12 protein-coding genes are annotated in these 13,476 nt (G+C 66.5%); 3 read left to right on the top strand and 9 right to left on the bottom strand.

All coding sequences use genetic code 11. The features are described 5' to 3' along the window. Window positions 1–103 precede the first annotated feature (103 nt). The gene (locus OHA70_RS26205; protein WP_328322145.1) at window positions 104–604 is read left to right on the top strand and encodes an NUDIX hydrolase; all 501 of its coding nucleotides are present in this window, start codon (window positions 104–106) and stop codon (window positions 602–604) included. A 6-nt stretch (window positions 605–610) separates the two neighbouring features. Here OHA70_RS26205 and OHA70_RS26200 read toward each other — a convergent pair whose 3' ends face one another. Together OHA70_RS26200 and OHA70_RS26195 are read right to left on the bottom strand one after the other, a co-directional pair. Beyond that, complete coding sequence (locus tag OHA70_RS26200; RefSeq protein ID WP_328335323.1) at window positions 611–787, bottom strand: hypothetical protein; 177 nt, start codon at window positions 785–787, stop codon at window positions 611–613. A 63-nt stretch (window positions 788–850) separates the two neighbouring features. Then, entirely contained in the window at window positions 851–1,588 is a 738-nt protein-coding gene (locus tag OHA70_RS26195) for a helical backbone metal receptor (RefSeq protein ID WP_328322143.1), read from the bottom strand. Window positions 1,589–1,902: 314 nt separating this feature from the next. Between OHA70_RS26195 and OHA70_RS26190 the strand changes: the two genes are divergently transcribed. Beyond that, window positions 1,903–2,538 (top strand): histone H1-like repetitive region-containing protein, encoded by a 636-nt coding sequence (locus OHA70_RS26190; RefSeq protein ID WP_328322141.1) that lies wholly within the window; start codon window positions 1,903–1,905, stop codon window positions 2,536–2,538. 79 nt (window positions 2,539–2,617) lie between these two features. Here OHA70_RS26190 and OHA70_RS26185 read toward each other — a convergent pair whose 3' ends face one another. Continuing rightward, window positions 2,618–2,806 (bottom strand): hypothetical protein, encoded by a 189-nt coding sequence (locus OHA70_RS26185; RefSeq protein WP_328322139.1) that lies wholly within the window; start codon window positions 2,804–2,806, stop codon window positions 2,618–2,620. Between the two features lie 53 nt (window positions 2,807–2,859). On the opposite strand from OHA70_RS26185, the gene map reads away from it, so the two are divergent. After that, a complete protein-coding gene (gene map / locus OHA70_RS26180) occupies window positions 2,860–3,708 on the top strand; it encodes a type I methionyl aminopeptidase (protein ID WP_328322137.1) in 849 nt (282 codons plus the stop codon). Window positions 3,709–3,775: 67 nt separating this feature from the next. Here the strand turns inward: map and OHA70_RS26175 are convergent, their stop codons facing one another. The 6 genes from OHA70_RS26175 to OHA70_RS26150 are packed head-to-tail and all read right to left on the bottom strand — an operon-like array spanning window position 3,776 to window position 13,463. Further along, window positions 3,776–4,258 carry a GNAT family N-acetyltransferase gene (locus tag OHA70_RS26175; protein WP_328322135.1) on the bottom strand — a complete coding sequence of 161 codons (483 nt, stop codon included), beginning with the start codon at window positions 4,256–4,258 and terminating at the stop codon, window positions 3,776–3,778. Beyond that, window positions 4,259–5,086: a hypothetical protein gene (locus tag OHA70_RS26170; RefSeq protein ID WP_328322133.1), complete on the bottom strand. Its 828-nt coding sequence runs from the start codon at window positions 5,084–5,086 to the stop codon at window positions 4,259–4,261. After that, the gene (locus tag OHA70_RS26165) at window positions 5,083–6,558 is read right to left on the bottom strand and encodes a S10 family peptidase (RefSeq protein ID WP_328322131.1); all 1,476 of its coding nucleotides are present in this window, start codon (window positions 6,556–6,558) and stop codon (window positions 5,083–5,085) included. Before OHA70_RS26165 ends, OHA70_RS26170 begins: the two co-directional genes overlap by 4 nt. Before the next feature lie 50 nt (window positions 6,559–6,608). Next, on the bottom strand, window positions 6,609–7,754 hold the full coding sequence (locus OHA70_RS26160) for a ThuA domain-containing protein (protein ID WP_328322129.1): 1,146 nt from the start codon (window positions 7,752–7,754) through the stop codon (window positions 6,609–6,611). 13 nt (window positions 7,755–7,767) lie between these two features. After that, complete coding sequence (locus OHA70_RS26155) at window positions 7,768–10,584, bottom strand: carbohydrate-binding protein (RefSeq protein WP_328322127.1); 2,817 nt, start codon at window positions 10,582–10,584, stop codon at window positions 7,768–7,770. Between the two features lie 14 nt (window positions 10,585–10,598). Then, window positions 10,599–13,463, bottom strand: a complete 2,865-nt coding sequence (locus OHA70_RS26150) for a fascin domain-containing protein (RefSeq protein WP_328322125.1) — start codon at window positions 13,461–13,463, stop codon at window positions 10,599–10,601. Window positions 13,464–13,476 lie beyond the last annotated feature (13 nt).

Here is a 13,476-nt window from a genome sequence, read left to right as displayed (position 1 = left end):
TGCCCCATGCCCGCATTCGGACTGTGCCGGATTTCGGATGGCGCAACGTGACGCGCCGAGCAGCGCGTCGTAGTACCGGCTGTGTCGTCTAGCGTTTTGAGGTGTGACCGAATCCCCTCGCCTGCCACCGCCCGGCACCGTCGTCCGGCGTACGACGGCCCGCGTCCTGCCCGTCCGCCCGGACGGCAAGGTGTTGCTGCTGCACGGCTGGGATCCGCTGAAACCGCAGACGCCGTACTGGTTCACGATCGGCGGCGGCGTCGAGGCGGGTGAGACGGTCGAGCAGGCCGGCAGCCGGGAGCTGCGCGAGGAGGTCGGCATCGTCTGGCCGGCCGAGCAGCTCGGTGCGCCGGTGGCGACGAACACGATCGAGTTCGAGTGGGGCGGCTGCCCGATCATCCAGCACCAGACGTTCTTCGCGGTCGGCGTCGACACGGTCGAGGTGAGCTTCGCCAACCAGGAGCAGCTCGAACTGGAGACGATCAGCGCGCACGGCTGGTGGCATGCCGACGAACTGGAGGCGACCGGTCAGGCCGCGCACGAGACCATCCCCGACCTGCTGCGGCGAGCGGTGGAGGCGATCCGGTACCGCGAGGCCTCCTAGCCGGCGTCAGCGAGCGCGAGCGGCCTTCAGGACCTTCTTCGGGAGCTTCTTGTCCACGACGTAGTGCCGCAGGTCGAGGCGCTCCGCGCAGCCTGCGTCGGCCAGCCGCTTGAGGACCACCGGGCACTTCTTGCACCTCGGCTTGTCCTTGCAGCATTTCTTCTTCGCGTTCATGGACGGCACGGCGTAAGCGTAGGTGAGGCTTCCCTAACCGTCTACCTGAGAGCTCAGGAATCGTGTCGCAGGTCACGCGAGCTGTTCGGTGAGCAGCGCGCGTGCCTGCACGAGTGACGGTCCGTACCAGGTCAGGTGCCGGCCGCTGACGTTATACGCGGGCAGCTCGAATGCCTCCGGGCCGTCCTCGGGTGAGAACGCATAAGGCTCGTCCGGGAGTACCACCAGGTCGTACTCCGGTATGCGCGTCAGGTCGATCTTCGGATAGCGCTCGGGCGATTCCGCGAGCACATTGTCGACCCCGAGTCTTTGCAACAGATCACCCGCGAAGGTGTCCCGGCCCAACGCCATCCACGGCCGCCGCCAGATCGGAATGAGGGCCCGCCGGCGCGGTCCGTCGTACGGCGTACTCCACACTTGGCGCGCTTCGATCAGCCACTCCGGTACTTCGCCGACGACCGCGCCGAGCATTCGCGTCAGTGAGTTCAGTGATTCGTCGACGGTCGTCGGAGCGGTCACCCAGACGGCCAGTCCGGCGCTGCGCAACGCGTCGAGATCGGCGGCCCGATTCTCTTCCTCATTCGCGATCACGACGTCCGGCGCGAGCTCGCGAATGAGATCGATATCAGGATTCTTGGTACCGCGAACGCGCGTCACGTCGAGGTCCGCGGGATGCGTGCACCAGTCCGTCGCACCGACGAGAAGAGTTGCGTGCGTCGCCGCGATCGCCTCCGTCAAAGACGGCACGATGCTGACCACACGACGTACTCGCGACGGTACTTCGACCACCCTTCCGAGGTCGTCATACATGCGTTCCCACCCCTCTTCACACGTGCAACGAGCAGACGTTGCCGATGACAACACTGTGCCGAAAGCACAGCGAATCGGTGCTTGGACGGCAACTCGGCGCGCGTGTCGCCAACATTTCTTTCCCGCTGTCCGGCAGGCTACAACCACGGTCAAAACCCAACGCTGCAAGGGATTCCAGACAAATCACGTCCGGACAACTTCGGGACGCCTTAAGGTGTAGACGTTTCGGGTGCTTTACGTATGGCACAAGTGTTGTCATCATCAGGACGACGAGGAATCCACCGTGGTTTTCCTCAGCGCACCAAGGAGGCAGAGTGCCAGCCACAAAGGCAGCCGCAGGGAAGGCGACAGCCAAAAAGGCTTCTCCCGCCAAGAAGACCGTCGCCAAGAAGGCCAGTGCAGCGAAGACGACGACCGCACGCAAGGTCACTGCTGCGAAGAAGACGACGGCGAAGAAGGTGACAGCGGCGAAGAAGGCACCGGCCAAGAAGGTCGCCGCGAAGAAGACGCCGGCGAAGAAGGTCGTCGCCAAGAAGACCGTGGCCAAGAAGGCTCCGGCGAAGAAGGTGACCGCCACGAAGACGGTCGCGAAGAAGGCCCCGGCCAAGAAGGTGACCGCCACGAAGACGGTCGCCAAGAAGGCCCCGGCGAAGAAGACGGTCGCGAAGAAGACCGTTGCGAAGAAGGCTCCGGCCAAGAAGACCGTGGCCAAGAAGGCCCCGGCGAAGAAGACCGTCGCGAAGAAGGCTCCCGCGAAGAAGGTCGCCGCCAAGAAGGCACCTGCTCGCAAGGTCGCGGCCAAGAAGGCCCCGGTCCGCAAGGTCGCCGCGAAGAAGGCCCCGGCCCGCAAGGTCGCCGCCAAGAAGGCGCCCGCGCGCACCGCTGTCGCCAAGCGGGCGACGACGGCGCGGAAGGCACCGGCGCGCAAGGCCGCCGCGAAGAAGGCCTGATCGCACCAGCGCACTAAAGCCGAGGGGCGCCACCGTTCGTGAACGGTGGCGCCCCTCGGTCATGTGTTCAGGCGGTGACTCAGTCGTCGTTCCAGTTCGGGTCGTTGTCCCAGGCCTCGTTGCGTTCCTGGACCTTCTCCAGCGCCCGGGCGGCCTCCTCCGGAGAGCTGTACGGCCCGAGCCGGTCGGCCGACTTCTCACCCTGGTACGGCTCGACCTTGCCGGTCTTGGTGTTGTAGTACCACTCGTTGCTGTGATCGTCGCTCATAAGGGCTGACCACCTCCTGAAGTGTTTTATCGGCTCATTAGAATGATCTCACCATGTCGCTTCTCACTCCTGGCATCATCTCGCCTCGCCGTCCGGTACCCGCGTCCATTCCCCGTCCCGAGTACGTCGGCAAGCCCGCGCCGACACCGTACGACGGTTCTTATGTCACGTCCCCCGAACTGGTCGAGAAGATGCGCGTCGCCAGCAAACTCGCCGCGCAGGCGCTCGAAGCCGTCGGCGCCGCCGCGAAGCCGGGTGTCAACACTGACGAACTCGACCGGGTCGGGCATGAGTACCTGGTGGAGCGTGGCGCGTACCCGTCGACGCTCGGCTACCGGAACTACCCGAAGTCGTTGTGTACGTCGGTCAACGAAGTGATCTGCCACGGCATCCCCGACGACCGTCCGCTCGAGGACGGTGACATCGTGAACGTGGACATCACCGCATTCCTCGATGGCGTGCACGGCGACACCAACGCGACGTTCCTGGTCGGCGATGTCGACGAGGAGAGCCGGCTGCTGGTCGAGCGCACCCGCGAGGCGCTGAACCGCGGCATCAAGGCGGTCAAGCCCGGCCGTCAGGTCAGCATCATCGGCCGGGTGATCGAGTCGTACGCGAAGCGCTTCGGCTACGGCGTCGTCCGCGACTTCACCGGCCACGGCATCGCCACAGCCTTCCACTCCGGCCTGATCATCCCGCACTACGACGACGAACGCTTCGACGACGTGATCGAGCCCGGCATGACGTTCACCATCGAGCCGATGCTCACCCTGGGCACCTACGACTACGACCTCTGGGCCGACGGCTGGACCGCGACCACCAAGGACAAGTCCCGCACCGCCCAGTTCGAGCACACCCTCCTCGTCACCGAAACCGGCGCCGAAGTCCTCACCCTGCCGTGACCCTGACGCCGTACACCCACGCCACCCCCACAGCCCCCGACCACCGCACCTTCGAAGGCTTCCGCGTCTATCCCGGCTGAAAGCCCAGTACTTCGTAGAGCTTCACCGCGGCCGTGTTGTCCGGCAGCACATTCAACGCGTACCGCACCGGCGACTGCGTCATGCACTCGGTGAGCAGAGCCGTGGCGAGCCCCTTGCGGCGCCAGGCGGGTGAGGTGAACGCCTCGATGATAAACGGGCAGTCAGGCGTGCCCGGCCAAGGAGCGCGATCTACAACGAGCACCGCACCGATCAGCGTCGGCGCTTCGTCGGATGCGCCGGCGGCGAAGGCCAGACGGCTGCCTGCGAGGCTGAGTGGGCCGTAGGTGCCTTCGAAGGTGAGGCGGATGTCTTCGATGCCTGCCGTCTCGTTGTCGACGACAGGTGGGTTGTAGGCCTCGTAGTACAGGCGGCCGAGTGCTTCGGTGTCGGTTGGCGACGGCTCTCGTAGTAAGACGCCTGGTGGTGGCGGGACGACTGCGACGGCGGCGGGCTCGCGGATGTACAGCATCTACAGGGCGAGAGCGGCCGTGATTACCTTGTGGCCGTAGGGGATGGCTGATTTGGCGTCGGCCACGGTGAAGGTTTCTGGTTTGCCGGAGCGGTGGTCCAGGCAGCGGTGGAGTAGAGGAGCCCATTCGGGGAAGGCGATCAGGGCGTGTTCGCCGGCGGCGGTTTTGGAGATGATGTTGCCGGTGGCAAGGAGGGCGTGGAGGCGGGGGACGCCGAGCATGACCCACGGGAGGATCCAGGCGTCTACGACCTCGTCGTCGGGGTGGTCGGCGAAGGCGGATTCGAGGGCGTCGAAGCGGCCCGACCAGTACGACGTGAGGTTGTCGCGGGTGAAGGCTTCGAGGGCCTCTTGGTCGTCGTGCACGTCGAGGTCGGGGGCCGTGCGTAGTGCGGTCGACTGGCGAGCCAGTTCGGACCAGAGGACCGGCGAGACCGGGCCGCCGAAGGGGGCTTCTTTGAATTCGCCGTCGAGGGTGAAGACGACCGGCTTGGTGGCGTCCGGTGCGACGGCGAGGTCGGCGGCGGTCAGGTACGTGACGTCGAAAGCTGGTGATGACGGCAACTGCTTGTGCACCTCGCGTACCAGCGACACGTCGGTCAACGGCGACGCGACGACGACCACCCCGTCGATGTCGCTGAACCCCCGCCGGTAGTCGCCGAGTGGGATCGAGCCGGTCAGGTAGAGACCGCTCACCTGGCCGGGCAGCGCCTGGTCGATCAGTTGCAGGTACTTCGATGTAGTACCGCTGACCTCCGCCGGCAGCACCGGACCTCCACCATCAGCCGGCAGCGTCAGGTAGGTGGTTTCCGGTGCGGGTTGGGTCATCGGTTACTGGCTCCCTTGAGGAAAGCGGCCAGATCCTTGGACTGCTGCCGCCGGGTCGGTTCGTGCACGTACATCATGTGACCCGCCGGGTAGTCGCAAAGTTCGATGTTGTCCTGAAGTTCTGCCGGGATCTGCAACCGGCCGAGCGTGTACCGGGTGGCGAAGTACGGCGTCGCGCAGTCGTAGTACCCCGACGCGACGTGCACCTTGAGGTGCGGATTCGCCCGCATCGCCTCGGCCAGCTTCTCCGCGACGTTGACGTGGTTGTTCTCGAACTCCTTGTACGACCAGTCCTTCGCCGCCTGGCTGCTGAGGAACTCGTACGGCAGATCGTTCTGGTACTCGAGCTCCGCACGCAGGTAATGGTTCAGCGCCGCCGTGTACGGCCCGATGATCGCCCGGAACGACGGGTCGTCCGTCGAGGTCTCGCCGGCCGAGTCCGGATCCCAGCCCGTGAACCGCGCGTCCAGCCGCCCCACAACCTGACGCCGTGACCGCAGCAGTTCGGCGAAGAACCGCGTGTGCTCGACCCGCAGATTCACCCGGTCGAGGTAATCCTCCGACAGCCCGGTCAGCGCCGCCAATCGGCCGAGCACCTCAGCGCGGTAGTCCTCCGGCACACGGTTGCCCTGAGCAAGCGCATTCGGATACCGCCCGGCCGCGAACCGCTCCGCGTCGGCCAGTACTTCCTCCAGCGACTGATCCGGGATCAACCCGTGATAGTGCGCGGCAGCAGCGTACGACGGCAAGAACATCGTGTACGGCAGGTCATTGCCCGGCCCGAACTCAAGCGTGCCGAACTCCAGTACCGCCGAGATCAACATGATCCCGTTCAGGTACATCCCGTGCCGGTTCTGCAGATGCGCGGCCAGCCCGGCGGCGCGCGTCGTACCGTACGACTCCCCCGCCAGGAACTTCGGCGACATCCAGCGTCCGTTGCGCGACGTCCACAGCCGGATCACCTCACCGACGGACTCCAGATCGGCGGTGAAGCCGTGGTAGTCCCCCGGCTTCTCCCCCTCGACGGCCCGCGAGTAGCCGGTCGACACCGGATCGATGAAGACGAGGTCGCTGTCCTTGAGCAAGGTCTCCGCGTTGTCCACCAGCCCGTACGGCGGTGGCGCGAGCTCGCCCGCGTCGCCAGAGACCACCCGGCGCGGCCCGAGCAGCCCGAGATGCAGCCAGATGCTCGACGACCCCGGCCCACCATTGAACGCGAACGTCACCGGCCGGCTCCCCGGATCGGCGTCATCCAGCGTGTACGCCGTCAGGAACACCTCGGCCTTGGGCACATGCCCGTCCGACTTCCCGTCCGTCACCACCTCCTGCCGCAGCACGACCCGCCCGGTGGTCGCCGTGTACTGCAGCTTCCGCCGCCCGGCCGTCAGCGTGTGCTGCGTGCTCACCAAGTCGTCGACCGGCTCGGCCTTCGCGGGCGGCTTGGTCTCCGGAGTCTGCTCAGGGGTAGCCATGCGCGAAAACCTATCAGCGCCCGGAGCAAGGCCCCGGGCGCTGACGACGGCTAACTGATGGTGAAGGTGTCGATGTCGAACAGTGAGCCCGAACCGCCGCTGAAGGTCAGGAACAGCGGACCGCTGCCCGACCCGGTCAGCGTGGTGGAGACGGTCTGGAAGTTGTCCCAACCGCCGGTGACCGGCACCGTGACGGTGCCGAGAACCGTGCCCGTTGCCGAGCCCGAGCGGATCCGGATCGTGCCACCGGCGCCGCCCGACGAGATGCGCGCGGAGAAGCTGGTTTTGCCGCTCGTGTTCACCTGCGAATAGCCCGCCCAGTCACCGTTGTCGATGTAGCCGAGCGTCTGCCCACCACTCGCTCCCCCATGCCCGGCAACCTGTACTCCGGACTGCGACGTGAACGCCTCCCCCTCGATCGACGTGACCGGTGGAGTCGCTCCGACACCAGCGGCGTATTGGATGCCGCCGAGCAGGTGTTTGCGGAAGGCCTGATCGGAGTACGACTCGATGGTGTGCCCGAAGCCGGTGTAGAAGGAACGGCCCGAGCCTTGCGGGTGGTACCAGGCGATCGGGTGATCGCCCATGTTGCCGCCGGTGTAGGTGGACTCGTCGAGGTTGATCAGCACGTGCACGTTCGGCCTGGGGTTGGTGCGGTAGTTGTACAGCTCGTCCGTACGGACCCAGGTCGTGCCCAGATGCGAGGTCGACAGATGCGTGCGGTCCTCGACCCTGGCGGTCACCTGCTGGATCGCCGGGTGACTGTGGAACCAGGCGCCGACCAGCGTCCCGTAGTACGGCCAGTCGTACTCCGTGTCGGCGGCCGCGTGCACCCCGACGTACCCGCCGCCGCCGTTGATGTACGTCTCGAACGCCGTCTGTTGCGCGGCATTCAGAATATCGCCGGTCGTACTCAAGAACACGACGGCCTTGTACGCCGCCAACTGAGCGGTATTGAAGACGGCACTGTCCTCGGTCGCCGTGACGGTGAATCCGTTCGCGGCCCCCAGGTCCCGGATCGCCTGGATGCCGGCCGGGATGGAGTCATGCCGGAAGCCGGCCGTCTTGCTGAAGACGAGCACCTGGTACGGAGCCGCAGCCCTTGCGGCAGCCGTTAGCGGCTGCCAGCCGAGAGCTCCGCCGACGGCGAGCAGCGCACCGCCCACCAGGCCTTCACGACGCGTAAAAGTAGTCATTGTTGAGTCCTGTTCACGAGATGGTGAAGGTGTCGACGTCGAAGAGCGACCCGGATCCGCCGGTGAAGCTCAGGAAGAGCGGACCGGTGACATTGCCGGTCAGCGCCGTGGAGACCGTCTGGAAGTTCTCCCAGCCACCGGTCGCCGGTACTGCGACAGACCCCAGCAACGTCCCCGTCTGCGAACCGGACCGCACCTGCAAGGTGCCGCCCGGCCCACCCGACGAGATCCGCGCGCTGAAGCTGGTCTTGCCGGCCGTACTCACCTGCGAGTAGCCCGCCCAGTCACCGTTGTCGATGAAGCCGAGCGTCTGCCCACCGTTCGCACCGTTGTGCGCGGCAACCTGTACTCCGGACTGCGACGTGAACGCCTCCCCCTCCGCCGTAGTGCCGGTAGACCCCGACGTCGCGAAGGTGAAGGCGTCTAGGTCGAACAAGTTGCCCTGCCCCGTCGCCCCCTTGAAGACGAAGAACAGGTTCGTCGTCCCAGCCGGCTTGTTGCTCAGGTTGACCGACACGTTGGTGAACGTGTCCCAGCCACCTGTCGGCGCGACCGTCATCGTGCCCATCAACGTCCCGGTCGCCGATCCGGCCCGGATCTCGATCGTTCCGCCGATGCCACCCGAGGACACCCGCGCGCTGACCGACGTCGCGTTGCTCACCGCGTACGGCGTGAACGAGATCCAGTCGCCGTTGTCGACGTACCCGACTGTCTTGCCGCCTTCTGCCGGAGCATGATCGGCGAGCTGAATGCCCTGCTGCGCACTGAAGTGCTCGGCCTGCCGGTGGCGCGGCTGCAGCTTGCGCACGCTGTGCGTGACGAGCCCGCCGTTGTCCGTGTACTCCGCGTCGAAGACGCCGTAAACGTTGGCCGCCGGGTCGTGCTCACCATCGATCGGTACTGCGATCGACCCGCTGCACCCGTTCTTGGAGGTGATCTGGTGCTGGTGCACGTCATGCCCGAGGAGGTAAGTGACCTTCACCTTGCTGCAGTCGATCGTGCCGTCCTCAGGATCCGTCACGTTCACCTGGAACGGCACGGTGTCGCCAAAGGAGAACAACTGCCCGTCGGTAGGTGTCTGCAACGTCACCGACGGAGCCGTGTTGCCTACGCTGATCGCGACATTGGCCGACCCCGTCAGCCCGGCCGGATCGGTCACGGTCAACGTCGCCGTGAAGTTGCCGGCCGTGTTGTACGTGTACGACGGGTTGGCCTGCGTCGACGTACCGCCGTCGCCGAAGGTCCAGCGATACGTCAAGGCGCCGCCCTCGGGGTCCGAGCTCCCCGCCGACGAGAACGCCACTGTCAGCGGTCGGCCGCCGGAGGTCGGCGTACCGGCTGCTTTGGCGATCGGGTTCCGGTTGGTGCTGCCCTTGTAGTCGATCCGCCACAGGGCCTGGTTGTTCGAGCCCGTGCCGTAGTCGAGGACGTAGAGCGCTCCCTCCGGACCGAAGGCCATGTCCATCACCTGGGTGCCGGTCCACGGGAAAGCGCCGATGTCGCCGACGCCTCCGCTCGAGGTCACCTCGATGGCTTTGATCCACTGGCGGCCGAGTTCGCCGGCGAAGTACCGGCCGTCGAGCGACTGGGGGAACTTCGTCGCCGAGTTGAGGTTCGGGTCGAAGCGGTAGACCGGGCCGCCCATCGGGGACTCGGAGCCGCCGTTGCCGAACTCGGGCGGGGTGCCCGCGTCACCGCCGTACCGGATCCAGGCCGGCTTGGCCGGGAGCAGCTTGGTCTGGCCGGTGTTGCGGAACGAATTGTTGGTGACGCCGCCGGCGCAGTCGAACTTCGCGCCGGACGGGCCGCTCGGGAACTGGAAGTCGTTGTAGGTCTCGACGCTCGTGTTGGTGCCCGTGCAGTACGGCCAGCCGTAGTTGCCCGGTGCGGTGATCCGGTCGAACTCGACCTGGCCGTTCGGGCCGCGGTTCGGGTTGGTGACGCCGGCGTCCGGGCCGTAGTCGCCGAGGTAGACGATGCCGGTCGGCTTGTCGACGCTCATCCGGAACGGGTTCCGGAAGCCCATCGCGTAGATCTCCGGCCTGGTCTGCGCGGTGCCGGGCGGGAACAGGTTGCCGCTCGGGATCGTGTAGCTGCCGTCCGGCTGGGGCTTGATCCGGAGCAGCTTGCCGCGCAGGTCGTTCGTGTTGCCCGCGGTCCGCTGCGCGTCGAACTGCGGGTTGCGGGTGGTCCGCTCGTCGATCGGCGTGTAGCTGTCCGACTGGAACGGGTTGCTGTCGTCGCCGGTGGTCAGATAAAGGTTGCCAGCGGCATCGAAGTCGAGATCGCCACCGACGTGACAGCACTGGCCCCGGTCGTTCTGGACCGCGAGCACGACCTTCTCGCTGGCCAGGTCGAGGGTCTTGTCCGTCTTCAGGATGAACCTCGACAGATGCAGTTCGCCCTTGAACCGGTCCCAGTCGGCCTGGGTACCGTCGGTCGGCGCGTCACCGTCCGGGGTGGAGAGTCGCGGTGAGTAGTACAGGTAGACGAAGCGGTTGGTGGCGAAGTTGGGGTCGACCGCGACGCCTTGCAGGCCTTCCTCGTCGTGGGTGTAGACGTTGAGCCGGCCGGCGACGGTCGTCGTACCGGCGGCGTCGGTGATCCGTACTGTTCCGTCGCGGGCCGTGTGGACGACGGAGCGGTCGGGCAGGATCGCGAGCGACATCGCCTCGCCGAGCTCACCCGACCCGGTCGCGAGTGATACCTGCTGATAGTCGCCGGGCGGGATGGTGGATCCGGCCTGGGCTGTCGGGACGCTGAGGCCGAGTGCTGCGGTCAGTGCGGCGGTGATCAACAACGAGAGCCGCCGGACGCCTTTCTTCTTCATATCGGTGGTACTCCTCAGTTGTTGATCAAGTCGAATTGTTCCCACGGGCCGATCGCATCTCTGTTGGCGATCAGTGGGGCGGTACCGGCGTTGTCGGCGCAGACGAGCTTGTTGTTGACCGCGGCCCGAAAGCTGACCGAGCCGTCGCCGTTGCGGATCAGCTGGAAGGTCTCCCAGGATCCGACCGCCTGGTTCTTGGCCAGCAACGGCGCGGCGCCCGCGTTGTCCGCTGCCACCAGGAGGTTGTTGGCCTTGGCCCGGAGCGACACGTTGCCGCCGCCGAGGTCGGTCAGCTCGTACTGCTGAGCCGTGCCGTTCGTCGTACTGTCGGCGATCAGCGGCGTACCGGTGCCGGCTGTCACGTACTTGCCGTTGGCCCGCGCCTTGAGGCTGATCGTCCCGGCGCCCGAGGTTGCCTTGGGCAACCCGATGGTCGCCCTGTCCCAACGGCGGGCGGCCGTGGCCGGCGTACCGGTGAGGGCTTGGAACGGCTGTACCGCTGTCCCCGTCTTCTCGACCAGATAGGACTTGCCCGACACCGCCGGGATCGTGAAGGTGGCGTTGGTCTGCGGACCGACCACGGTCGCGCGGGTCTGACCGTCGAGCACCGTCACACTCTGGCCAGGCCAGGGGCTCCGGACGACGAGTTGCTGATTCGCGCCTGACGAGATGGCGACGGTGGTGGGGCTGCCGTTGGCGATCTGGACGTGGACGCGCGATTTGTGGCCGATGGCAACTGTTCCTTCGCCGGACCAGTCCGTGGGCCAGGACGGGGCTATTCGCAGTACGCCGTCGTAGTCCTGGGCCAGCGCCTCGGGCACGGTTGCCGCGAGTACGCCGGACTGCTCGATGTAAGGCTCTTGCGCCGGCTGGGCGGTGAAGCTCGCCATCCCGGACGGGTAGACCTGGTACTGCCTGATCGCCGCGAGCAGTGCCGTCTTCATCTCACTCGGCATCCCGAGCCGGGCGGCCTGCAGCGCGTCGTAGCTCCAGTCGGCGGCGTTGACGTAGCTGCGCGAGGTGTAGGTCCGCCGGCCGACCGCGTTCAGCGCCCCGCTGTCGCCGATCAGGTTGAACGGCCAGACCGCTTCCAGGCCGAGGTTCTCGCTGTTGTGCCGGGCCGCCGTCGGCTGGGTGGAGAGCCCGATCATGGTGTTGCCATTGGCATCGTTCGCCGGGGTCAGCAGCTGGGTCTGCGTCGCGGTGTCCGTGCGCGGAAGCGCCTGGAGCTTCGGGATCGCCGCATTGAGCTGGCTGACCAGGGCCGAGTCGACATTGAGGGTCTGCGCGGCCTTCACCGCGACTGGGAAGAAGGCCGTCATCGCGGCGATGTCGGTGGTCGGATCGGTGACGTCCCACTGCGTCTCGTGCGCGTTCGACCTGGTGTGCAGTTTGCCGTCCGAACCGGTGGTCGCGTGCGAGAGCAGGAACTGCGCCGCACCCTTGATCAACGAGTAGTGCGACTGGAGGAACGCCTGGTCGTCGGTCATCCGGTAGTGCTCCCAGACCCACAACCCGATCTCCGCTCCGGTGGTGACGGTGAGCGAGTTCCACTGCGGGGTGATGGTCGAGTCGCACGACGAGTTGTCGGTGCCGCCGTTGTAGGTGCCGTTGCCGTTGAAGCGCATCGTCTCCGGTACACACAGACCCGTTCGGCCGGGCATGTGCGCGGAGGTCCAGGACGCGATCGCGTCGACGTTGTCCTGGTAGAGGCGGAACATCGGGTCGTTCAGATTCGGCACCCCGGCCGAGGCATTCGCCGCGACTTGCATGCGGAGATTCCAGAACCAGTAGCCGGACGGATACCAGTCGCGCTTGTCCTGCGAGAAGGTGAACAGGTCGGCGACTCCGGCCTGCGATCCCGGCAGCACGCCCCGGCTCTGGGCCGCGCTCGCGTACAGGAAGATCGTTCGCAGGTTCTCGACATAGTCACCGGTCCCGTCGGCCGAGCTGATCTTGATCAGGCCGGCCTGGCTCCAGTAGTTGTGCCACCACTGCAGATGCGCATCCCGTACTTCGTTCGCGGGCCTGGTGGCAGCGCCGTTCAGTACTGCGTTCGTGGTGGCGATCGAGTCGCCGCCGGTCCACGTGGGTGCCGCGACGACGACCCGGAACGAGCCGTCTGTGTTGGGCTGGAAGGCGACCTGAGCGGTGAGGTTGTTCGGAGTCGAGCCGACGACGTTGCGACCGCCGGCCGTCACGCCGGCCAGCGAGCCGAAGGTCCGGCCCGAGGCGCCGGCGCCATTGTTGTCGACCCAGGTCTCGGCGAGTGCGGCGACCGCGCCGGATGCGCGCGCGGTCGGGTTGCGGCCGGTCCAGAGTTTGACCTGGGCGGTCTGAGTCGCGTTGGGGTCGGCGCCGGTGACGTCGACGACCACTTGCTGGGTGTCCGCGCGGATGAACGCGGTCAGGGTCATACCGCCACCACTTTGGCGGAGCATCCCGTCGTACAGGTCGAGCCGGCCGGTGAAGTCGGCGGCGCTCGTCATCCGGGACAGGCCCGGGATGACGACCTGGCCGAGCGACTTGCGGTCGGGGAAGGTGTCGGTGCGGTTGAGTTGGGCGGTGAACCCGCCGGCGGACCAGACGGCCGCTCCGAGGGCGCCATTGCCCAGCGGCAGTGATTCGGCCGGCGCCGGGTTGGCGCGGCCGAGGATGATGTCGGAGCGACGGACCAGGTTCGGCCGGTCGACGACGAAGGAGCCGTTCTGCCAGGCCGTCGTACCGGCGGCTGGTAGTGCTGTCGCCGGACCGCTGGTGACCAGTGATCCTGCGACGACCGCTGTCACCAGCAGCAGTCTGGGCAGGAGTTTTGGACGGGACTTTGGGCGGACCTTCGGCAGGTTTTCAGGCAGGCGGGATCGCAGGAGGTCGTTCATCGGATCTCTCCTG

Source organism: Kribbella sp. NBC_00382 (genome assembly GCF_036067295.1).
Taxonomy (GTDB): Bacteria; Actinomycetota; Actinomycetes; order Propionibacteriales; family Kribbellaceae; genus Kribbella.
The sequence above is the reverse complement of the archived record's forward strand: the minus strand, read 5'-3'. Positions and strand labels throughout refer to the sequence as shown.

Bases quoted from the DNA above. Each gene is read 5' to 3' on its own strand.
- OHA70_RS26195 (WP_328322143.1), bottom strand. From the start codon at position 1,588: ATGTATGACGACCTCGGAAGGGTGGTCGAAGTACCGTCGCGAGTACGT.
- OHA70_RS26185 (WP_328322139.1), bottom strand. From the start codon at position 2,806: ATGAGCGACGATCACAGCAACGAGTGGTACTACAACACCAAGACCGGC.
- map (WP_328322137.1), top strand. From the start codon at position 2,860: ATGTCGCTTCTCACTCCTGGCATCATCTCGCCTCGCCGTCCGGTACCC.
- OHA70_RS26175 (WP_328322135.1), bottom strand. From the start codon at position 4,258: ATGCTGTACATCCGCGAGCCCGCCGCCGTCGCAGTCGTCCCGCCACCA.
- OHA70_RS26170 (WP_328322133.1), bottom strand. From the start codon at position 5,086: ATGACCCAACCCGCACCGGAAACCACCTACCTGACGCTGCCGGCTGAT.
- OHA70_RS26165 (WP_328322131.1), bottom strand. From the start codon at position 6,558: ATGGCTACCCCTGAGCAGACTCCGGAGACCAAGCCGCCCGCGAAGGCC.
- OHA70_RS26160 (WP_328322129.1), bottom strand. From the start codon at position 7,754: ATGACTACTTTTACGCGTCGTGAAGGCCTGGTGGGCGGTGCGCTGCTC.
- OHA70_RS26155 (WP_328322127.1), bottom strand. From the start codon at position 10,584: ATGAAGAAGAAAGGCGTCCGGCGGCTCTCGTTGTTGATCACCGCCGCA.
- OHA70_RS26150 (WP_328322125.1), bottom strand. From the start codon at position 13,463: ATGAACGACCTCCTGCGATCCCGCCTGCCTGAAAACCTGCCGAAGGTC.